The organism is Bacillus sp. NTK071, assembly GCF_017303315.1.
GTDB lineage: Bacteria > Bacillota > Bacilli > Bacillales > Guptibacillaceae > Guptibacillus.
This window is the reverse complement of the sequence record NZ_JAFKOI010000003.1, coordinates 23,312-46,004: the sequence shown is the minus strand read 5'-3', so window position 1 is coordinate 46,004 and position 22,693 is coordinate 23,312. Positions and strand designations below refer to the sequence as shown.

Below are 22,693 nucleotides of genomic sequence, written 5' to 3'. Positions count from 1 at the left end.
AGCATGAAATTCGATGAAGCTTATTCAGGTAATGTTTTTATTCTAAGCAATCCTTCTTTTGAGGACAGTAACGTTGTCATCTATGGCATGCCCATGGACTGGACAGTAAGCTTCCGTCCTGGCTCTCGTTTTGGTCCGGGACGTATTCGCGAAGCTTCACTTGGACTTGAGGAATATAGCCCGTATGCAGATCGTCATCTTGAAGAGATTCGCTATTTCGATGCGGGCGATATTCCACTTCCATTCGGTAACCCCAAGCGGAGCATTGATATGATTGAAGAATATATTGATTCATTACTTGAAGCTGGTAAGTTTCCACTTGGAATGGGTGGCGAACACCTTGTTACGTGGCCAATCCTTAAAGCTTTTCATAAAAAGTATGATGATCTTGCCGTCATCCATATTGATGCACATGCGGATCTTCGTGAGGAATATGAAGGGGAACCGCTGTCTCATTCCACACCAGTTCGTAAAATTTGTGGGTTAATTGGTGCTGAGAATGTGTACTCGTTCGGAATTCGCTCTGGGATGCGTGAAGAATTCCAGTTCGCTTATGAGTCCGGCATGCATATGCATAAATTCGAAGTGGCAGAGCCGCTAAAAGAGGTTCTTCCATCGCTTGAAGGACGCAACGTGTATGTGACAATCGACATTGATGTTCTTGATCCGGCGCATGCGCCTGGGACAGGCACAGCAGAAGCTGGCGGCATTACGTCTAAAGAGCTTCTTGAGGCTATCTCAGCCATTTCAAACTCAGGTTTGAACGTGGTTGGTGCTGACCTAGTAGAGGTTGCACCTGCTTATGATCCATCTGAACAGACGCCAATCGCGGCAAGTAAATTTATCCGTGAGATGCTACTAGGCTGGACAGACAAGAAATAAAATTGTTCTGAGGCTGTATTCATTTTGAATACAGTCTCTTTTTTATTGGAAGAGTAGGGATATACTTCTGTGGTCTAATTCATTTATTACTGAAGCCCTAAGTTTGTCGGGGGTGGACAACCCACCTGCGCTTTTCTTGATCTAGCTCCGGCGGCTACCCCCTCGAGGTCTTAAGTCGATTCTCATTGTGACAAAAAGCGTCACACTGAGACCCGCCTTAAGCTTGTCGGGGGTGGACAAGCCGCCTACGCTTTTCTTATAATAAGAAAGTTAAAGCTTTAGTTAGGACGTGAAAGAATGAGTAGTGAGATTGAATTAAAGATCGATTCCCGAATAGAGTCTGGGAATCAGAAAGATTCATCGAAACAAACAGTGAACGGAAGCATTGTTGAAAAGGGAGAGGCACTTTATATACGTTATGAAGAGGACCTTGAAATTGGTAAGGTTTCAACAACTGTTAAAATAGATAAAGAACAAGTGACGGTCATTCGCAGGGGAGCTCTCTCGATGCGCCAACAGTTTGCACCTGGCCATGTATCAGAGTCTCTTTATAAAACGCCTTTCGGATCAATGCCGATGCAAATACGAACAGAACGTATTGAACAGCTAGTGGATCGTGAGAAGAACAAAGGACGTCTGACGCTTCGCTATTTACTATACCTTGAAGAAGATGAAACACAGCGGCATGAACTGACGCTAACCTGGAAAGGAGCAAGTCAATGAATAGTGTTGAACAAAAGAAAGAGCAGTTAAAAGAAGAAATTAAGCAGGCCGTCCTGAAGGCGAATCTTGCATCAGAAAGTGAGATTCCAGAAGTTATTCTAGAATCACCAAAAGATAAGGCGCACGGTGACTATGCGACGAATATGGCAATGCAGCTTGCGCGAATTGCAAAGAAAGCCCCACGTGCGATTGCTGAGGATTTGAAAGCGAACCTTGATATGCAAAAAGCTGGCATTAAGCAAATTGATATTGCTGGACCAGGGTTTATTAACTTTTTCATGGATACAGCTTATCTAACAGAACTCATTCCAACGATTCTTGATCATGGCAATGCGTACGGACGATCAGCAAATCGTAATGAGAAGATTCAGGTGGAGTTTGTATCAGCGAACCCAACAGGTAGCTTGCATTTAGGACATGCACGTGGAGCGGCTGTTGGAGATACGCTTTGTAACATTCTGGATCGCGCTGGGTATGATGTATCACGCGAATATTACATTAACGATGCTGGGAACCAAATTCATAATCTAACCGTTTCTTTAGAAGCGCGTTACATGCAGGCGCTAGGAAAAGAAAAGGACATGCCTGAAGACGGCTATCAAGGGCAGGATATTGTTCAATTCGGTAAAGATCTTGTTGAAAAGGAAGGCGATCGCTTACTTCAACTTGATGATAAAGAGCGTTATGCTTATTTCCGCGAATATGGTCTTGAGCGTGAGCTTGAGAAGCTCAAAAAAGATTTGAAGGAATTTGGCGTTGAATTCGACGTTTGGTTCTCTGAAACATCCCTTTACGCGTCAAGTAAAATTGATGATGTCCTTGCGAAACTGAAAGACCGTGGTGAGACGTTTGATCAGGACGGCGCAACGTGGTTCCGATCAACAACTTACGGCGATGATAAAGACCGCGTACTCATCAAAGGCGATGGTTCATATACGTATCTAACACCAGATATCGCGTATCACCAGGATAAGCTTTCTCGTGGATTTGATAAGCTGATCAACATTTGGGGCGCTGACCATCACGGGTACATCCCAAGAATGAAAGCGGCTATTGAAGCTCTAGGATACAAGCGTGAGCAGCTTGAAGTTGAAATCATTCAAATGGTTAACCTGTTTAAAGATGGCGAGAAAATGAAGATGAGTAAGAGAACAGGGAAAGCTGTTACCCTTCGTGAATTGATGGACGAAGTGGGCATTGACGCAATGCGTTATTTCTTCTCAATGAGAAGTTCAGACTCCCATCTTGATTTTGATATGGACCTTGCCGTATCACGTTCAAATGAAAACCCTGTTTATTACGTGCAGTACGCACATGCTCGCGTATGTAGCATCCTTCGTCAAGGGGAAGAGATGGGCTTAACAGATGATGCAGACCTTTCTCTAATTACATCTGAGAAAGAAATGGATCTTCTGAAGAAGCTTGGAGAGCTTCCTGAAGCAATCTCTGAAGCAGCGGATAAGCGTATGACGCACCGCATTACAAACTATGCATTCGAACTTGCTGCAGCACTGCACAGCTTCTACAACGCTGAACGCGTGCTTGATTCTGAGGATCTTGCAAAAAGTGCAGCACGTTTCAAACTTATGAAAGCCGTGCGCCAAACAATTAAAAATACACTAGAAATTATTGGCGTAACAGCACCAGAAAAAATGTAAACGAAAAACCCCCTGTTGCACGAGCAGCAGGGGGTTTTATTCGGTCACTTCCGCTTTTAAGTTCTAGCTGCAGTAACTAGATTCTCTATCGCTTTTCTTTATAAAAGATTGATGTTTTGTGAGGTGTTAGAAAAGCACACACTTAGCCGATTGAAGCGGAAGGAGCTCGACTCCTGCGGGACTAGCGGGACGGGTCCCACAGGAGCGGAAATCGCTCCCAACTACTATAACGTAATTATGAAAAGCTTTTTATAGTCATTTCCTTATTCGGTCATACTTTAAGAAAGGGGCGATTTAATGAAGACGATTTTGATTGCAACATTAACCGGATTTATTGTTGGCTTGGTTTTTGCTTTTTTAAAGCTACCGATCCCAGCGCCTCCAGCCTTTGCTGGTATTGCAGGGATCATTGGAATCTATCTCGGGTTTAAAGCTTATGATTGGCTTTCGGGATTTCTGTCCCTTTAAGTTGGTGACTTATTTCCAAAGAAGAGACCCTCCACTAAGACGCTTGACGCCGCGGACTGTTGAAAGATCTTCAACTAGTTTAAGTGCTGCGAGGTCTTTTTTCTTTGCCTCAATCATAATATCTGCGTCTTCGCCGTACTCCTTCAACATTTTAATAAAAGGAAGGGCAAACTCATGATCTACATAATCTGCGTGGCTACGGTAAGCCTTTTCCGATTTAGGTGATGAGAGGTGGTATTTAGGTCGTATGTGATGAGATTGCCATGTCTTGTGAACACGCTCCAAAAAATTCTCAGGAAGTCCTTCACCTGGATTCGCCATATGATGATGGTAATCAAATATGAAGGGAACACCTGTCCGTTCGCACGTCTCAAGTGTTTCTAAAGCGTTGTATGTTTTATCATCGTTTTCAAGTGTTACGTGTGATCGAATTGGTTCTGGAATGGTATCGAAATTCATGTGAAAGCGCTTGAGAGTTTCCTCTTTATCCCCGTATGCTCCACCAATATGAATGTTTGTAATGGCACGCTTATCAAGTCCCATTGCTTGCAGCATGGCAACATGATAATCAAGGTCACCAATCGCATTGTCTGTTACGTGTTGTTTAGGACTTGTAAATAACGTAAACTGATTCGGATGAAAGCTAACGCGGAGTTTATGCTTTTTAACAAGATCACCAATTTCCTTAAATTTATCACGAAAGGGTGTTATGTAATCCCACGTTGCTTCTGGATGGGTAGCAAGGGGAACGATGGAAGAAGACATGCGATATAATTCGATTTCATGAGCAATATTATAATGAAGCGCTCTAAGAGTACTTGTGAGATTTGTATCTGTAATCGAGTGAAGCTTTGTTTCCCTCTCCTCTTTTGAGAGCTTTGACCAACTTGCAAACGTCATCGTTCTAGCGGGTGACGCTTCATAGAGAGCAAGCGCATTGGAAACATAGCCGAAGCGCAGTTGCATAGCATGGCATTCCTTTCTCTGTTGTGTCTGATGTTTTATTCCCTCTAGCACTAAAACCAAACGGCTCTCCACACATTCGTACTACAAGAAGTGGCTTAAGAGTCGGGCAAATGGACTGATTAACCTGTTGCTTATTGTTCTCTTTTTAAGACGTGCAAGATCAAGACGTTCTGATTGGATAAAATCACGATTAATCACTTCCATAATCTGATCAAGAACCTCTTTACTTTGAAAGATGCAATTAATTTCACCATTAATATGAAAACTTCGCTGATCAAAATTTGCCGTGCCAATATCGCAAATTTGATTATCCACGACCATTACTTTTGCGTGATAGAAACCGTTCATATATTGATAAACTTCGCCGCCTTCTTCAATTAGCTCGACTAGATATCGGTAAGAAGCTTCCTTAACCAGGGGGTGATCGGCTCTCATTGGAAGAATCAGTTTAACTGACACACCTCGCTGGATCGCATCAACAAGGCTTTTTTGTACCATCTCACCAGGAATAAAATAGGGCGAACCAATAATGATAGAGGCGGTAGCCTTGTTAATATATTCTGCAAACGATTCTTTAACCCCAAACCCATTTGTAATATGGTATTTAATCTCCGTCTCACCTTTTGGCAGAGGTGGATAAAAAGAGTCGTCCACTTGTAATGGAGCGTTATCTGCTTTCCAATCGAATAAAAACTGCTTTTGAAGTCCCATTACTGCTTCTCCAGTCACGCGAAGATGATAGTCTCTCCAATACCCAAACTTCGGTTTCTTCCCTGCGTATTCATCGCCAACGTTAAATCCACCAACGTATCCGATTTTCCCATCGATGATAGTGATTTTACGATGATTTCGCTTATTTAAAGAAGAGAACAAGAATGGCAAATAAATTTTCCTAGAAAAAGAAAAATGAACACCACAAGATGTCAATTGTTCAATGGTTGTTTTCTTCAGTCCATGGCTACCAACGTAATCAGCAAGTAAATAAACACTTACACCTTCTGAGGCTTTTCGGCACAGCTCTTCAATGAATTTCATGCCGGTTTCATCATCCCTAAAAATATAAAACATCATATGAATATGTTGAACAGCCTTATCCACATCCTCAAGCAAGATCTTAAAAAAGTCTTCCCCATCTGCGATGAATTCAATATTTCCATTCAAGGTTAACTGGGCGGAAGGGGGTGAATGATGTCTTATCTTAGATCCCTGAATAAGATCAATCGTGATCCAAATGATGATAGCTAGTATGAGTGCCAGTACGAATCCCATTCCATGTCCCTCCGATCAATCAAGTTAGTTGTCATAGTTTGTCCTAAATTAGAAAAAAGTAAAAATTTTTCTCTGACTGAATGCTCATTCAGTTTATTTTGTGTTATACTGTAGTCAGAAAATTACTTTCATTCTGACTTAAAAGCGTTTTCATTAATTATCTGTTCATCCGACTCTGTTCAGATATCGTAAAGCGTGCTAACAAGAAGGAATGACATGAAAGGAGAGGTTTGCCAACATGGATGCTTTATTGATCGCCAACTGGATTGCTTTCATTCTTGTAACCGCTTACGCATTCTCTTTGTTTGGATATGTTGTGAAAACAAGATATGAATACATTAAGCTAGGGAAGAAAGCAGAATTTGATCATTCCATGAAAGAACGACTAGAAGCGATTCTGGTCAAAGTATTCGGGCAAAAGAAATTATTAAAAGATAAGAAGAGTGGAACCATCCATGTGATGATGTTCTACGGTTTCCTTCTCGTTCAATTCGGTGCGATTGACATGGTTATTAAAGGTCTATCGCCGGAATCACATCTTCCTCTTGGACCTTTATATCCAGCGTTTACGTTCTTTCAAGAACTCGTAACGCTTATGATTTTGACAGCCGTCGTTTGGGCATTTTATCGTCGTTATATTGAAGCGATTGCAAGGTTGAAAAAAGGATTTAAAGCAGGACTCGTGCTTTTATTTATTGGGCTTTTAATGATCTCAGTTCTATTTGGAAACGGAATGGAAATCCTCTGGCATGACCTTGATTATTCATGGAGTGCTCCTATCGCTTCAGGAATTGCATTTCTCTTTTCCTGGATTAATGAGACAGCTGCCATTGCACTCTTTTTCTTCTTCTGGTGGATTCACCTTCTTGTATTACTAACGTTTATGGTATACGTACCGCAGTCCAAGCACGCGCACTTAATTGCAGGACCTGTTAACGTATTCCTTGGTCGTACAAACAAAGTCGGTCAGCTTTCCTCCATTAATTTTGAAGATGAGAGTCAAGAGGAATATGGTGTCAATAAGATTGAAGATTTTAATCAGAAACAGCTTGTTGATCTATACGCATGTGTAGAATGTGGTCGATGCACAAACATGTGCCCAGCAACTGCAACAGGTAAAATTCTTTCGCCAATGGACTTAATTGTAAAGCTACGTGATCATTTAACCGAAAAAGGTGCAGCCGTTACATCAAGAACGCCATGGGTACCTGCATATGCATTCTCAAATACTGCAGGAAACCAGATTGCTTACCAGTCACGTGGCCAGCAAGAAACGGCAGCAGCTGCTGAATCACTTGTTAGTGATGAATTAATTGGTAACGTTATTACAGAAGAAGAGATCTGGGCATGTACGACGTGTCGTAACTGTGAGGATCAGTGTCCAGTAGAGAACGAACACGTTGATAAAATCATCGATATGCGTCGCCACCTTGTCCTAATGGAAGGGAAGATGGATAGCGATGTACAGCGTGCGATTACGAACATTGAACGTCAAGGCAACCCGTGGGGCATTAGCCGTAAAGAGCGTGAGAACTGGCGCGATATGCGTGATGATATCGTTGTACCTACTGTGAAAGAAAAAGAAAAAGCTGGTGAAGAGTTTGAGTACCTTTTCTGGGTTGGCTCAATGGGCTCTTATGATAACCGTAGCCAAAAGATTGCAGCTTCCTTTGCGAAGATTATGAACGAAGCAGGCATTTCATTCGCAATCCTTGGTAACAAGGAGAAAAACTCAGGCGATACGCCAAGACGTGTTGGGAACGAGTTCCTATTCCAGGATCTTGCACAAAAGAATATTGAAACGTTCCAGAAACATAACATCACTAAGATAGTGACGATTGATCCTCATGCTTATAACTCATTGAAAAACGAGTATCCTGAATTTGGACTTGAAGCAGAGGTTTATCACCATACAGAATTATTGTATGACTGGATTAAAGAAGGAAAACTAAAGCCGAAACACGAAGTAAACGAGAGAATTACGTATCATGATTCTTGTTACCTCGGCCGTTACAATGAAGTTTATGATCCACCACGCGAAATTCTACGCAGCATTCCTGGTGTAGAAGTCATCGAGATGGATCGTAACCGTGAAAACGGTATGTGCTGTGGAGCTGGTGGCGGATTGATGTGGACAGAGGAAGACACTGGTTCCCGCATCAACGTAACTCGAACTGAGCAGGCACTTAGTGTCAAACCTTCCGTAATCGGAAGTGCGTGTCCATATTGCTTAACAATGATGAGCGATGGAACGAAAGCGAAAGAAGTAGAAGAAGAAGTGGCAACACTTGATATCGTTGAAATTCTAGAGCGATCTATTGTTCAAAAAGAAGCAGTCGTTCAATAAGTTGATAGAGAGAAGTTTCTTCAAAGGGTAAGCTTATGCAGGTTTTTGACAACCTGTATGAGCTCTTTCCTTTGTCGCTTTGTCGATAAGGTGAGCGAGCGTTCAGTCGTGTTTTACCCTTTTATGGTAGCGTTTTCAATAACAAGAGGAGGTTTTTCGAATGGGAAAAACAGTCATTGTAAGTGGAGTAAGAACGCCATTTGGTAAGTTTGGTGGGGCATTGAAGTCAATCGAAGCATCACAGCTCGGTGGAACAGCGATTAAAGAAGCGTTGAAGCGTGCAGGTGTTGATCCTGCTTCTGTTGGTGAAGTGATTATGGGTTCTGTCCTTCAAGGAGGTCAGGGGCAAATCCCTTCTCGTCAAGCTGCTAGAAACGCAGGTATTCCATGGGAAGTGAAAACGGAAACGATTAATAAGGTGTGTGCATCAGGACTACGCAGTGTGACGCTCGGTGATCAAATCATCCGTTCTGGCGATGAAGAAGTGATTGTTGCTGGTGGAATGGAATCGATGAGCAATGCGCCTTACATTATGAAAGATGCACGCTGGGGCATGCGAATGGGAGATAAGCAGATTGTTGACTTGATGGTTCATGATGGGCTTACTTGTTCGTTTGACGGTTGTCATATGGGTGTATACGGCAATACAACGGCAGAGGAGTATGAAGTATCAAGAGAAGAGCAGGATCGCTGGGCATCTAGAAGCCAGGAGCGTGCGGTGAAAGCAATGGAAGAAGGAATCTTTGCTGAGGAAATCGTTCCGGTTGAAGTACCACAGCGTAAAGGTGATCCACTCGTTGTTGAACACGATGAAGCACCGCGTAAGGGCACAACGACTGAACAATTAAGCAAGCTGAAGCCTGTCTTTGGTGCAGATGGAACGATTACCGCAGGAAATGCACCTGGCGTAAACGACGGAGCTGGGGCGCTTGTCCTCATGTCTGAAGATCGTGCAGCTAAGGAAGGCAAAGAAGTGATGGCGACCATTCTAGCTCATACCGCAATCGCCGTCGAAGCAAAGGACTTTCCAAAAACTCCTGGTCTAGTCATTAATGAACTACTGAAGAAAACAGGCAAGACGCTTGAAGAGATTGACCTTTTCGAAATCAACGAAGCTTTTGCAGCAGTTGCCCTAACAAGTGGCAAGATCGCTTCGCTTGATGAAGAAAAAGTGAATGTGCATGGCGGCGCAGTCGCACTGGGGCATCCGATTGGCGCAAGTGGAGCGAGAATTCTAATTACACTTATCCATGAATTAAAAAGACGTGGCGGTGGCATCGGCATTGCAGCAATCTGCAGCGGTGGCGGCCAGGGTGACGCCATTATGGTTCAAGTATAGGAGGCGGAATGATGATGGAAATCAAAACAATTATGGTAATCGGTGCAGGACAAATGGGTGCAGGGATTGCACAAGTATGTGCAGTATCCGGATACACTGTCTATTTAAACGATCTAAAGCAGGAATATATCGATAAAGGACTTGCAAGAATTGAGAAAAACCTTTCAAAACAAGTTTCCAAAGAGCGAATTACACAGGAAGACTTAAATGGAACGATGGATCGATTAAAGCCAACAACAGATATTCACGATGCAAAGCACGTAGATATTGTCATTGAAGCAGCAGTTGAAAACATGGAAGTGAAAGGCAACCTCTTCGCGCGTCTTGATGAAATCGCACCAGAGCATGCAATTCTTGCAACGAATACATCATCCCTTCCAATTACGGAAATTGCTGCAGCTACTAAAAGACCTGAGAAAGTCATCGGTATGCATTTCATGAATCCGGTTCCTGTTATGAAACTCGTTGAAATCATTCGTGGCTTAGCGACGACAGATGAGAGCTATCAGGCAGTTGAGAAATTAGCAGTGGATCTCGGGAAAACAGCGGTTGAAGTAAATGACTTCCCTGGTTTTGTATCCAATCGCATCTTGATGCCAATGATTAATGAAGCCATTTATACAGTGTATGAAGGTGTTTCGTCTCCTGAGGATATCGATAGCGTGATGAAGCTAGGGATGAATCATCCAATGGGGCCGCTAACGCTCGCTGATTTTATTGGTCTTGATACGTGTCTTTATATTATGGAAACGCTTCAAGAAGGATTTGGCGACGATAAGTATCGCCCATGCCCGCTTCTTCGTAAGTATGTGAAAGCCGGCTGGCTCGGACGTAAGACAGGAAGAGGCTTCTACCAATACCAGGATTAACACCAAGAGGGGGAACGAGCATGGAGCTTGTATTTACGGAAGAGCAGAAGATGATGCAGAAGATGGTTCGTGATTTTGCTGAGAAAGAAATTGCGCCAATTATTGAGGAAATGGAAGAAACGGACCGTTTTCCACGCGAACTGATCAAGCGAATGGGTGAGCTTGGATTAATGGGTATCCCGATTCCGGAAGCCTATGGTGGCGCTGAGATGGATTATACATCTTATATCATCGCGATTCATGAACTATCCAAAGTGAGTGCAACGGTTGGGGTCATTCTTTCCGTTCATACATCTGTTGGCACATTGCCGATTCTTTCATTTGGAACGGAAGAGCAGAAACAGAAATACGTTCCAAAACTTGCGACAGGTGAATATCTCGGAGCATTTGCTCTAACAGAACCGAGTTCAGGCTCTGATGCAAGTAGTATGAAAACACGTGCGGTTCGTGATGGTGATCACTATATCTTGAACGGTTCGAAAATTTTCATCACGAACGGTGGCGAAGCTGATACGTATGTTGCTTTTGCACGTACGAATCAAGATGAAAAAGGAAGTAAAGGCGTCACAGCTTTTATTATCGAACGTGATATGCCTGGATTTAGCGTTGGTAAAAAGGAAAAGAAAATGGGGCTTAACGGATCCAACACTGTAGAAATCATTTTCGAAGATTGCCGTGTACCAATTGAGAATCGTCTTGGTGAAGAAGGTCAGGGCTTCAAGATTGCGATGGCGAACCTTGAAAGCGGCAGAATCGGGATCGCTGCACAGTCTCTTGGAATTGCAGAAGCCGCATTGGAATATGCAACAGCTTACGCCAAAGAACGCGAGCAGTTCGGTAAGCCGATCGGCCAGAACCAGGGTCTTGGTTTCAAACTCGCTGATATGGCAACGGAAGTGGAAGCTGCGAAACTATTAACCTATCGTGCAGCAGACCTGAAGAACCACGGCACGCCGTGCATGCAGGAAGTATCAATGGCAAAGCTCTTCGCATCGAAAGCAGCCGTCAAAGCATCAATCGAAGCCGTCCAAGTCTACGGCGGATATGGTTACACAAAAGATTACCCAGTTGAGCGCCTCTTTAGAGACGCAAAAGTATGCGAAATCTACGAAGGCACGAGTGAAATACAGAAAATCGTGATAAGTAGGAACTTACTCCGCTAGAAACTAGCCGCGGAAACCCGGTTTATTGTCCGAAAATCAAATATATTGTCCAAAATCTTATTTTATTGTCCAAACCACCTAAAGGAGAGAAATCATATGAATTTCCAACTATCAGAAGAACATGAAATGCTACGTAAAATGGTCCGTGACTTTGCAAGAAAGGAAGTTGAACCAACAGCTGCAGAGCGTGATGAGGAAGAACGTTTTGATCGCAACTTGTTTGAACAAATGGCGGAGCTTGGATTAACGGGCATTCCGTGGTCTGAAGAGTATGGTGGAATTGGCTCTGATTATTTAAGCTATGTTATTGCGGTAGAAGAGCTTTCCCGCGTTTGTGCATCGACAGGCGTTACGCTTTCTGCTCACACGTCTCTTGCCGGCTGGCCTGTGAATGCGTTTGGAACGGAAGAGCAGAAGCAGAAATTCCTTCGTCCGATGGCAGAAGGAAAGCTAATGGGAGCATACGGCCTAACTGAACCTGGATCAGGATCGGATGCAGGTGGCATGAAAACGACCGCTAAGCTTGATGGCGATGATTACATCTTGAACGGATCAAAAATTTTCATCACAAACGGTGGCGAAGCAGATATTTATATCGTGTTTGCTCAAACAGATAAAGAAAAGCGTCACAAGGGAATTACGGCATTTATCGTTGAGAAAGATACGCCAGGATTCTCGATGGGTAAAAAAGAGAAAAAGCTTGGAATTCGCTCATCTCCAACGCTAGAAATTATTTTCGAAGATTGCCGCGTTCCGGTTGAGAATCGTCTTGGCGATGAAGGACAGGGCTTTAAGATTGCGATGAAAACACTAGATGGTGGTCGTAACGGTATCGCAGCACAGGCAGTCGGAATTGCACAAGGAGCACTGGATGCTGCAACGGCATACGCGAAAGAGCGCAAGCAGTTCGGTAAACCAATTGGAGAGAATCAGGGCATTGGCTTCAAGCTTGCTGATATGGCAACGAAAATCGAAGCAGCAAGACTATTAACATATCAAGCAGCATGGAAGGAAAGTCAGGGACTACCATACGGCAAAGAATCAGCGATGTCTAAATTGTATGCAGGTGACATCTCAATGGAAGTGACAACAGAAGCTGTCCAAGTGTTTGGAGGCTATGGTTATACGAAAGACTATCCAGTTGAGCGTTATATGAGAGATGCAAAGATTACGCAAATCTATGAAGGAACGAATGAAATTCAGCGTCTTGTTATTTCAAGAATGTTGATGGCTGATTAAGAAGGGTGAAAGCAATGCATCCACTCGCAGAACGAATGTCAAATCAGGATGAACGTGCACTTGCTAAAGCGATTAGCCTTGTTGAGAATGATTCGGCAGAAAAGCTAGAGCTACTAAAGGATATCCATCCAATGACAGGACGCGCTCATTATATTGGGATGACGGGATCGCCGGGTGCTGGTAAAAGCTCGCTCGTTAACAGGCTCATTACTTATCTTAGGAAACAGGGGTTATCCGTTGGTGTAGTAGCGGTCGACCCAACGAGCCCATTTAGCGGAGGTGCTCTTCTAGGTGATCGGGTGAGGATGGCGGAACATTTTACGGATCCTGGTGTTTTCATCCGTAGCATGGGAACGAGAGGGAGTCTTGGTGGATTATCACGTACAACGAAAGAAACGGTTCGGCTAATGGATGCGTTTGGTTTTGACGTCATTCTAATTGAAACCGTTGGCGTTGGCCAATCCGAACTCGATATTATGAAAATCGCCGATACGATTGCAGTTGTATTGAATCCTGGTAGCGGTGATGTCGTTCAGGTGTTTAAAGCAGGCATCATGGAGATCGCGGATCTTTTTGTAGTGAATAAGGCAGATTTGTCAGGGGTGCCGAAGCTACTAGCCGAGCTTGAAAGCATGCTTGATATTGTGAAGCATGATGCGCCGTGGCGTCCGCCAATCGTCAAAACCGTTTCTGTAAGAAGTGAAGGTCTTGAGGAACTCTGGGAGAAGATTCAGGAACACTTTGCATACAGCAAGCAGTCAGGTGAGCGAGAGGCGAGACGAAAGACGTCGCTTGAACGTGAAGTCATTGAAGTTGTTCATGCGGAAATGATGAAAAAGCTCGTTGAACAAGAAGAATCTCGCGATAAAAGCTGGATCGAAGAAGTGACAAGTGGTTCAGTTGACCCTTACTCAGCGGCGGTTCGGCTGCTTGAGGATTATGTTGGTCGACAAACGCTAAGAGGAAGGGGATGGGAAGGTGAAAAAGAACGTTCCTTCGATGGTGAAGGATGAAAAACTCATCCAGAAAAGACGTGAACAAATGATTAAGGCGGCGGTGTCCCTTTTTAAAGAAAAGGGATTTCACCGTACGACGACGAGAGAAATCGCACGGGTAGCGGGATTCAGCATCGGAACGCTCTATGAATACATCCGCAAAAAAGAAGATGTACTGTACCTCGTTTGCGACAGCATCTATGATGAAGTCCGCGAGCGTCTGGAAGAGCAGTTAAAACCGAATATCTCTGGAATTGAACGGTTACGACAGGCCCTTCATGCGTTTTATCATGTGATGGATGATATGCAGGATGAAGTGCTTGTCATGTACCAGGAAGCGAAGTCCCTTCCACGTGAAACACTCCCTTATGTACTGAAAAAAGAACTTGGGATGGCCGAAATCTTCGAGAAGCTGATTGAAGAATGTGTGGCAGAAGGAAAACTTCATCTTTCAGAAGATGAAATATATGGGGCTGCCCATAATATTCTCGTTCAAGGACAAATGTGGGTGTTCAGGCGCTGGGCGCTTAGATCTCGTTATTCAATAGAAGAATACACAAAGATGCAGGAAGCTTTTATCATTCAAGCACTGAATCCTGTTGAAGCAAAAAACGTTTAGAGGAGGAATAGCAGTGAGTGTAATGGAAACGTATAAGCCGGTTCATCACGTTCGTTTTGTAACCGCTTCAAGTTTGTTTGATGGTCATGATGCATCCATTAACATTATGCGACGAATTTTACAGTCTAGTGGAGCAGAGGTTGTTCACCTTGGACACAATCGCTCGGTTGAAGAAGTTGTAAATGCAGCGATTCAAGAGGACGCACAGGGAATTGCCATCTCTTCTTATCAGGGTGGTCACATGGAGTACTTTAAGTACATGTATGATCTCTTAAAAGAAAAAGGCGCTTCACACGTTAAGATCTACGGTGGCGGTGGTGGCGTAATTATTCCGAAAGAAATTAAGGAGCTACATGAATACGGCATTTCTCGTATTTTCTCACCTGACGATGGAAGTGATCTTGGTCTTCAGGGAATGATTGATCTGATGATAAAAGAATGCGATTTTCCGACATTTAAGCAAATCGACAACCAGATTGATCGTCTTCACGAGCGCGATCCTCAAGCCGTCTCTAGCCTTATTACGCTTGCTGAAAGCTATGGAGCGGAGGTAACAGAAGAGACAGCAGCAACAGCTGAGAAGGTATTCGATAAGCTGAAATCAATGGCAACGGAAACACCGGTAATCGGTATTACAGGAACAGGTGGAGCGGGGAAAAGTTCCTTAACAGATGAGCTCGTACGTCGTTTCATTAATGAGTTCAGTGAGAAAACGGTTGCGATCCTATCGATTGATCCGACAAAGCAAAAGACTGGTGGAGCCCTTCTTGGAGACCGTATCCGCATGAATGCCATTCATAACGATCGTGTCTTTATGAGAAGTCTTGCCACGCGTAAATCTAAGACCGAACTATCGCTTTCGATTCGAGAAGCGTTAACCGTTGTGAAAGCGGCCGGATATGACTTGATCATCATTGAAACAAGCGGTATTGGCCAGGGGGATGCCGAGATCGTTGAAATTGCCGATGTTTCGATGTATGTGATGACAAGTGAATTCGGTGCGCCTTCACAGCTAGAGAAAATTGATATGATCGATTTTGCTGATTTAATTGTGATTAATAAATACGAGCGAAAAGGCTCTGAAGATGCGCTACGTGATGTAAAGAAACAATACCAGCGCAGTCATATGCTATTTGAGCAAAGCCTTGATAAGATGCCTGTCTATGGCACGATCGCCAGTCAGTTTAATGATCCAGGCACCAATACGCTTTTCAAAGCACTTGTTGATACGATTCATCGCAAATGCCGCAATGATTGGGCAACAGATATCGAAACAAGCGATATCGTTGAGAAATTAAACTTAATCATTCCACCACAGCGCCAGCAATATTTGCAGGATATTTCAGGCTCTGTTCGTCGCTACCATGAATATGTGGAGAAGCAAGTACAGCTTGCTCGGAAAGCATTCCAGCTTCAAGGAACAATTGAAATGTTAGAGAGCACAGAAGGAAATGACGAGACGATTTCGATGTTGTCAGGGATGAAAGATCAAAATATGGATGACATGCATGCTGAAACGAGAAAAATCATTGAGAACTGGCCAGAGTTGAAAGAGAAATATAGCGGCAAGGAATTTGTAACGGTCATTCGTGATAAAGAAATCGTTACAGAGTTAACAACGAAAAGTCTTGCTGGTCTTGATATACCGAAAGTATCCCTTCCAAAGTACGAAGACTGGGGAGAAATTGTTCGCTGGGTATTGAAAGAAAATGTCCCAGGTTCTTTCCCGTATACAGGCGGTGTTTTCCCGTTCAAGCGAAAAGGAGAGGATCCTAAGCGTCAGTTCGCAGGAGAAGGAACGCCGGAACGAACAAATCGCCGGTTCCATTACCTTTCTGAGAACGAGGATGCCAAGCGTCTTAGTACCGCTTTTGATTCGGTAACTCTGTATGGAGAAGATCCAGACTATCGCCCTGATATTTACGGTAAAGTTGGCGAGAGTGGGGTTAGCATTTGTACGCTTGATGATATGAAGAAACTTTATGCAGGATTCGACCTGTGTGCACCGTCAACATCAGTTTCGATGACGATCAATGGACCTGCTCCGATCATCCTTGCGATGTTCATGAATACGGCAATTGAGCAGCAGATCAATCGCTTCGAAGAGAAAGAAGGACGTAAAGCAACCGAGCAGGAGCTAGCGGAAATTAAATCAAGCACACTCAGTACAGTTCGTGGTACCGTTCAAGCCGATATTCTTAAAGAAGATCAAGGTCAAAACACGTGTATTTTCTCAACGGAATTTGCCCTACGTATGATGGGTGACATTCAAGAGTATTTCATTAACGAAAACGTTCGAAATTATTATTCTGTCTCCATTTCTGGCTATCATATTGCAGAAGCGGGAGCGAATCCAATTTCTCAGCTTGCGTTTACACTTGCGAATGGCTTTACGTATGTGGAATATTACTTGAGCCGTGGTATGGATATCGATAAGTTCGCACCGAATTTATCATTCTTCTTCAGTAACGGGCTAGATCCAGAATACACCGTTATTGGTAGAGTCGCTCGTAGAATCTGGGCTACTGTTATGAGGGAGAAGTACGGCGCAAATGCACGAAGTCAGAAACTGAAGTACCACGTACAAACGTCCGGTCGCTCACTCCATGCACAGGAGATGGATTTCAACGATATTCGTACGACGCTACAGGGCTTGATGGCAATTCATGACAACTGTAACTCGCTTCATACAAATGCGTATGATGAGGCTGTTACAACCCCGACAGAAGAATCCGTTCGTCGTGCCATGGCGATTCAAATGATTATTACGAAAGAGCATGGATTGACGAAGAATGAGAATCCACTTCAGGGCTCCTTTATTATTGAAGAGCTAACAGATCTTGTTGAAGAAGCCGTTCTATCTGAATTTGAACGCATTAATGCACGTGGAGGCGTTCTTGGCGCAATGGAGACGCAATACCAGCGTGGTAAAATTCAAGAGGAATCGATGCATTATGAAATGCTAAAGCATAGTGGAGAGCTTCCAATTGTTGGCGTAAATACGTACAAAAATCCGAATCCACCTGCAGAAGAAGAGTGGAACATGGAACTTGCGCGAGCGAGCAAGGAAGAGAAAGAGCAGCAAATCACGAACTTAAAACAGTTCCAAGGAGAGCATGCTGACAAGACAAATGACGGACTTAATCGCTTAAAGCGCGCTGCCCTTACAAAAGGAAATATTTTCGAAGAATTAATGGAAACAGTAAAGGTTGCGAGTCTCGGGCAAATCACCACAGCACTCTATGAAGTTGGCGGGAAATATCGTCGAAATATGTAGACGGTTAACAACTTGTCAAATGCAAGCGTTCATATTATTGTAGGAGGAAGGGAAGCTTTCCTCCTTTTCGTTGGAGGAAAGCCAAGAATTACTGAAGGAAAGAGAGAGTTTACAGGATTGATTCTTCTATTTTTAATGCCTCTCTCTTAAAAGGTTGTTGTTTTGAAATGGATTTTCTTAAAAGATCCAAAGGTGATTGGAGAGGAAGGTACTCGACTCCTTCGGGATAAGTGGGACAGGCGAGCCCCCGCAGTAGCGACGAGGAGGCTCACCGCCCGCACCAAGGAAAGCGAGTACCTAGAGCGGAAATCACCCTTTCTCTCAAAGGAACGCGGTCTGCAAAACAGCATTTCAATAGATTTGTTCAAAAATCGTAGCATAGATTGCTGAAATTTGTTTATAATGAATGGTATGTTTTGTATTAGGATCTACAGGTTAGATGTAATAATAGCTATGAATGAATGATAAGCTAGTTTCTCAACTTGTTCTTTTACTAGAGAGCGACCAGCTGAAGCACGCGAGTCATTTATTAGAAGTAGCGTAGGATAATGGAAAGGGAGTGCCGATATCGTGAGTAGCTTAAAGCAGCTTTCTGCTGAAGACATTCAAGAAACATCGATGATTGATATTATGTATTTCATTTTGCAAGATGAGAAGAAACCCGTTTCTTTCTATACACTAATGGACCGAATTGGGAAGATGAAAGGACTTAGCTCTACTCAGCTTCAAGAAATGCTTGCAGAAGTATACACAAACCTAAATACAGACGGCCGTTTCGTTACGCTTGGCGACAACCAGTGGGGATTAAAAGGTTGGTATCCTGTTGAGCAATCACAGGAAGAGCTAGCAACTACAATCAAGCCGAAGAAACGCAAAAAGTCTAAAGACGACGATGAGCTAGGTTTTGACGAAGATGATGAAGATGATCTTGAGGACCTAGAAGTAGATGATCTTGATGACTTTGACGACGACGACTTTGATGATGATACGGAAGATTTAGACGATGAAGACATTGATGACGATGACGATGACGACGTAGAAGACGATTCAGAAGAAGACAAGAAATAATTTCTTTCGCTTCTTGACTTTCAGTAACGAAATCGGTAGAATCATTTTTGGGCTTCACCAATAAACTAATATATTTATAGATACGATATAAAAACAAAAGTGCCCCCTCATTTATGGGACAGGTGCCACTTTTGTTTTTTTTGTTTTTGTCTTATTTTTAAAAGGCTCTTTTCTCAAAGATTGTTGCTTTTGAAAGAATTTTTGAATAAAGAATCAAATTTGGCTGATTGGAGCGGAAGGTGCTCGACTCCTGCGGGACTAGCGGGACAGGTGAGACCCCACAGGCGCGCCTTAGCGCGCCGAGGAGGCTCACCGCCCGCCCCGCGGAAAGCGAGCACCTGGAGCGGAAATCACTACTCATTTTGACTCTAATGAGCGGCTAAAGTAAGTGAACCTTCCAATAAATTAATTTCATTTTAACCATCTGCATTGATTTTATTAAAAAAAATCTAAAATCAACTGTTTCGGATGAATTCCCTTCCTTTGAAGAAGGGCAGAATACAAACCATGAGGGGGCATAAATATGACAGCAGGCAAACAGAAAAAGTATATTTTTGTAACAGGCGGCGTTGTTTCATCGCTAGGCAAAGGAATTACAGCAGCATCACTAGGACGTCTCTTAAAGAATCGTGGCGTGAGCGTAACAATTCAGAAGTTCGATCCATACATTAACGTCGATCCAGGAACAATGAGTCCGTATCAGCACGGTGAGGTATTTGTAACAGATGATGGCGCAGAGACGGATCTTGATCTTGGACACTATGAGCGCTTTATTGATATTAACCTTTCAAAGAATTCAAACGTAACAACAGGTAAAGTCTATTCCACTGTACTTCGCAAAGAACGCCGAGGCGACTATCTTGGTGGAACAGTTCAGGTTATTCCTCATATTACGAATGAAATTAAAGAGCGCATCTTCCGCGCTGGCAACGAAACGAACGCAGATGTTGTTATTACAGAAATCGGCGGAACGGTAGGAGATATCGAAAGTCTTCCTTTTCTTGAAGCAATTCGTCAAATCAAGAGCGATATCGGTAAAGAGAACGTGATGTACATCCACTGTACGCTTCTTCCTTATTTGAGAGCTGCAGGTGAGATGAAAACAAAGCCAACACAGCATAGCGTTAAAGAGCTTCGTAGCCTTGGTATTCAACCGAACGTAATCGTTGTTCGTGCAGAGCAACCAGTTCCACAGGAAATGAAAGATAAGATTGCATTGTTCTGTGACATTGATGAGCATGCGGTTATCGAAGCACTAGATGCTGACACGCTTTATAAAGTACCATTAGCTCTTCAAGAGCAGAAGCTCGATGAAATCACGTGCCGTCACTTGAAATTGAACTGTCAAGAAGCTGACATGAAAGAGTGGAATCAGCTCGTTGAGAAGGTTCAGAACCTTTCAGGCAAAACGAAAATTGCCCTTGTTGGTAAATACGTTGCGCTTCAAGATGCTTATATCTCAGTCGTTGAATCGTTGAAACACGCTGGTTATGCATTCGATGCTGATATCGATATCAAATGGGTTAACTCTGAGACAGTTACACAGGAGAATGTGCATGAGCTTCTCTCAGACGTTGACGGTATTCTTGTACCTGGTGGCTTCGGAGATCGCGGAATTGAAGGAAAAATCACGGCTATTCAATATGCGCGTGAAAACAAGGTTCCTTTCCTTGGGATCTGTCTTGGTATGCAGCTTGCTTCAGTTGAATTTGCGCGCAATGTATTGAACCTGGAAGGTGCACATTCTGCTGAAATCAAGCCAACGACAAAATACCCTGTTATTGACCTTCTTCCTGAACAAAAGGATGTTGAAGATCTCGGTGGTACATTACGGCTTGGCCTATATCCTTGTAAGCTTATTGAAGGTACAAAAGCGTACGAAGCTTATAATGACGAGGTTGTATACGAGCGTCACCGTCATCGTTACGAGTTCAGTAACCAATACCGTGCTCAAATGGAAGAGGCAGGATTTATTTTCTCAGGAACTAGCCCTGATGGACGTCTTGTTGAAGTTGTTGAAGTGCAAGACCACCCTTGGTTCGTTGCATCACAATTCCATCCAGAATTTACATCTCGTCCAACACGTCCACAGCCACTCTTTAAAGAGTTTATCGGCGCAACAATTGCTAACAATAGATAATGAACAAAAAACATCCACTTCAGACTTGAAGTGGATGTTTTTTTGCAATAAATCTTATCAAAAGGCTCTTTTCGTAAACATTGTTGCTATATGAGTGGGTTAATTTCCGCTCCAGGATGCTCATCTGTCCCGCTCGTCCCGCAGGAGTCGAGCATCCTTCCGCTCCAATGACTAAGTTTGGTTTTTTATTCAATTTCAAAAGCAACAATTTTTTAGAAAAGAGCCTTTCAAAAAGATTGTTGTTGTGAGAATTTGCGTCTATCAGAATTCGTAACCATGTTCTTCCAATATTTCCCTCGTCGTTAAATAAAGGGCATGGTACACATATAGAGAAGTGAGTAGAGAGGGGTAACCAACACGTTCCCCATCATCATTTGGAACAAGTCCAGCCGTCAGTCCAGTGTTTATGTGGAAATGCACGTTTTCCTCAAGAGCAGGAAGAGTATCTTTTCGCGTAGCAGAAACTCCTACCACAGCTGCACCTTTATCTTTAAAAGCCTTCGCTCGTTCTGCAGATCCTTGATCGTCATTGAATCGGCTAAACAAAATAACGCAATCCTTCTCCGTTAAATCAGATGGATCATGTAAAATAGAACAAGAAGGCAGCTTTTCAGCCCCATAAACAGCTTCAAGAGCCGCACCCTGAAGCTCATGCTCACCATAAAAGTAAACCGTCCCTCCACCAGTAATCGTCTGTGCAAACAAACGCGAAATATCTTCAATCACCATCTCATGATCATCTTGAATCAACTTAAACTTACCCATCAATTGCGTAGTAAATATCTTCATCAACATTCCCACAACCTTTCATCTTTGATTTTCTATCTTGAAAATTTTTTATTTGATTTGTATTTGTATTTGTAATTATGATGTTATTACTACTGATAAAGAACTCAATAAAAGAATACGCTCGATTTTTGGCTCATTCGAGTAAAACCTTAAGTTTTACTCGCCTTTCAGCCTTGCTGAAAGGTCGGCTTTTGAGGACGAAACGAACGAGCAAATTCATTTGCTCCAGTCGTTTCGTCCTCAAAAGGCGGAAATGAGCCAAAAATCATCACCGCAAATGCGTAACATTCCTTTAATTACCGGTACCTATTATAACGCGTACAACGTTTCCTTGCGAATTCCTGCTTGAAAGGTATAATCAGGAAGGGATTTGATCACTTTAATCGAATTAACTCACTAAGACTAAAAGACTAACTGAAAAGTAGAGGTGGCTCACACATGGAGAAAATATTAATAGTAGACGACCAGTATGGCATTCGTATCCTTCTTAACGAAATCTTTCAAAAAGAAGGCTATCAAACATTCCAGGCAGCGAACGGTGTACAAGCCCTTTCAATCGTTAAAAGTGAGGACCCTGATTTAGTTATTTTAGATATGAAAATCCCTGGCATGGATGGACTTGAAATTTTGAAACGAATAAAGAAAATGGAAGCAAGAGCACTTGTTATCATCATGACAGCTTACGGTGAATTGGACATGATTCACGAAGCAATGGACCTAGGTGCGATTACTCATTTTGCTAAACCATTTGACATTGATGAAATCAAAGCATCAGTTAAAAAAGAATTAGCAGCGCTCTCTTAACAAAGAGGTAGCGCTTACATAAACAAATCCCATTAAATCAAGCTTTTCCCCCTTCTTTTATAGAATTCATATGCTATA

The 22,693-nt window shown here is 43.0% G+C and carries 18 protein-coding genes; 15 read left to right on the top strand and 3 right to left on the bottom strand.

Annotated elements, in window-relative coordinates; translation table 11 throughout:
• Nucleotides 1-3: 3 nt before the first annotated feature.
• The 4 genes from speB to JI666_RS07865 all read left to right on the top strand — a co-directional run bounded on the left by speB (nucleotide 4) and on the right by JI666_RS07865 (nucleotide 3,731).
• Entirely contained in the window at nucleotides 4-882 is an 879-nt protein-coding gene (gene speB / locus JI666_RS07880) for an agmatinase (protein ID WP_206890987.1), read from the top strand.
• Nucleotides 883-1,179: 297 nt separating this feature from the next.
• Entirely contained in the window at nucleotides 1,180-1,605 is a 426-nt protein-coding gene (locus JI666_RS07875; RefSeq protein WP_206890502.1) for a YwiB family protein, read from the top strand.
• The gene (argS, locus tag JI666_RS07870; RefSeq protein WP_206890500.1) at nucleotides 1,602-3,263 is read left to right on the top strand and encodes an arginine--tRNA ligase; all 1,662 of its coding nucleotides are present in this window, start codon (nucleotides 1,602-1,604) and stop codon (nucleotides 3,261-3,263) included. The genes JI666_RS07875 and argS overlap by 4 nt, the downstream gene beginning before the upstream one ends.
• Before the next feature lie 297 nt (nucleotides 3,264-3,560).
• Nucleotides 3,561-3,731, top strand: a complete 171-nt coding sequence (locus JI666_RS07865; protein ID WP_206890498.1) for a XapX domain-containing protein — start codon at nucleotides 3,561-3,563, stop codon at nucleotides 3,729-3,731.
• 9 nt (nucleotides 3,732-3,740) lie between these two features.
• Here the strand turns inward: JI666_RS07865 and uvsE are convergent, their stop codons facing one another.
• Both uvsE and cls read right to left on the bottom strand, forming a co-directional pair.
• The gene (gene uvsE, locus JI666_RS07860; RefSeq protein WP_206890496.1) at nucleotides 3,741-4,697 is read right to left on the bottom strand and encodes a UV DNA damage repair endonuclease UvsE; all 957 of its coding nucleotides are present in this window, start codon (nucleotides 4,695-4,697) and stop codon (nucleotides 3,741-3,743) included.
• 81 nt (nucleotides 4,698-4,778) lie between these two features.
• Complete coding sequence (gene cls, locus JI666_RS07855) at nucleotides 4,779-5,966, bottom strand: cardiolipin synthase (RefSeq protein WP_206890493.1); 1,188 nt, start codon at nucleotides 5,964-5,966, stop codon at nucleotides 4,779-4,781.
• 238 nt (nucleotides 5,967-6,204) lie between these two features.
• On the opposite strand from cls, the gene JI666_RS07850 reads away from it, so the two are divergent.
• The 10 genes from JI666_RS07850 to pyrG all read left to right on the top strand — a co-directional run bounded on the left by JI666_RS07850 (nucleotide 6,205) and on the right by pyrG (nucleotide 21,022).
• Nucleotides 6,205-8,313 carry a (Fe-S)-binding protein gene (locus JI666_RS07850; protein ID WP_206890491.1) on the top strand — a complete coding sequence of 703 codons (2,109 nt, stop codon included), beginning with the start codon at nucleotides 6,205-6,207 and terminating at the stop codon, nucleotides 8,311-8,313.
• Between the two features lie 160 nt (nucleotides 8,314-8,473).
• Complete coding sequence (gene mmgA / locus JI666_RS07845) at nucleotides 8,474-9,652, top strand: acetyl-CoA C-acetyltransferase (RefSeq protein WP_206890489.1); 1,179 nt, start codon at nucleotides 8,474-8,476, stop codon at nucleotides 9,650-9,652.
• 14 nt (nucleotides 9,653-9,666) lie between these two features.
• Nucleotides 9,667-10,521, top strand: a complete 855-nt coding sequence (locus JI666_RS07840; RefSeq protein ID WP_206890983.1) for a 3-hydroxybutyryl-CoA dehydrogenase — start codon at nucleotides 9,667-9,669, stop codon at nucleotides 10,519-10,521.
• A gap of 20 nt (nucleotides 10,522-10,541) precedes the next feature.
• The gene (locus tag JI666_RS07835) at nucleotides 10,542-11,684 is read left to right on the top strand and encodes an acyl-CoA dehydrogenase (RefSeq protein ID WP_206890487.1); all 1,143 of its coding nucleotides are present in this window, start codon (nucleotides 10,542-10,544) and stop codon (nucleotides 11,682-11,684) included.
• Between the two features lie 96 nt (nucleotides 11,685-11,780).
• On the top strand, nucleotides 11,781-12,923 hold the full coding sequence (locus JI666_RS07830; RefSeq protein ID WP_048311336.1) for an acyl-CoA dehydrogenase: 1,143 nt from the start codon (nucleotides 11,781-11,783) through the stop codon (nucleotides 12,921-12,923).
• Between the two features lie 14 nt (nucleotides 12,924-12,937).
• Nucleotides 12,938-13,936: a methylmalonyl Co-A mutase-associated GTPase MeaB gene (meaB, locus tag JI666_RS07825; protein WP_206890485.1), complete on the top strand. Its 999-nt coding sequence runs from the start codon at nucleotides 12,938-12,940 to the stop codon at nucleotides 13,934-13,936.
• Nucleotides 13,923-14,537: a TetR/AcrR family transcriptional regulator gene (locus JI666_RS07820; protein ID WP_206890982.1), complete on the top strand. Its 615-nt coding sequence runs from the start codon at nucleotides 13,923-13,925 to the stop codon at nucleotides 14,535-14,537. Before meaB ends, JI666_RS07820 begins: the two co-directional genes overlap by 14 nt.
• Before the next feature lie 22 nt (nucleotides 14,538-14,559).
• Nucleotides 14,560-17,814, top strand: coding sequence for a fused isobutyryl-CoA mutase/GTPase IcmF (icmF, locus tag JI666_RS07815; protein WP_206890974.1), 3,255 nt, complete (start codon nucleotides 14,560-14,562; stop codon nucleotides 17,812-17,814).
• A 570-nt stretch (nucleotides 17,815-18,384) separates the two neighbouring features.
• Entirely contained in the window at nucleotides 18,385-18,882 is a 498-nt protein-coding gene (gene rpoE, locus JI666_RS07810; protein ID WP_349769312.1) for a DNA-directed RNA polymerase subunit delta, read from the top strand.
• A 523-nt stretch (nucleotides 18,883-19,405) separates the two neighbouring features.
• A complete protein-coding gene (gene pyrG, locus JI666_RS07805) occupies nucleotides 19,406-21,022 on the top strand; it encodes a CTP synthase (protein ID WP_206890477.1) in 1,617 nt (538 codons plus the stop codon).
• Nucleotides 21,023-21,283: 261 nt separating this feature from the next.
• Here the strand turns inward: pyrG and JI666_RS07800 are convergent, their stop codons facing one another.
• Nucleotides 21,284-21,811, bottom strand: coding sequence for a DUF2529 family protein (locus tag JI666_RS07800; protein WP_206890469.1), 528 nt, complete (start codon nucleotides 21,809-21,811; stop codon nucleotides 21,284-21,286).
• Nucleotides 21,812-22,249: 438 nt separating this feature from the next.
• Here JI666_RS07800 and JI666_RS07795 point away from each other — a divergent pair, with 438 nt between their 5' ends.
• A complete protein-coding gene (locus JI666_RS07795; RefSeq protein ID WP_136946684.1) occupies nucleotides 22,250-22,615 on the top strand; it encodes a response regulator in 366 nt (121 codons plus the stop codon).
• The last annotated feature ends 78 nt before the right edge of the window (nucleotides 22,616-22,693 follow it).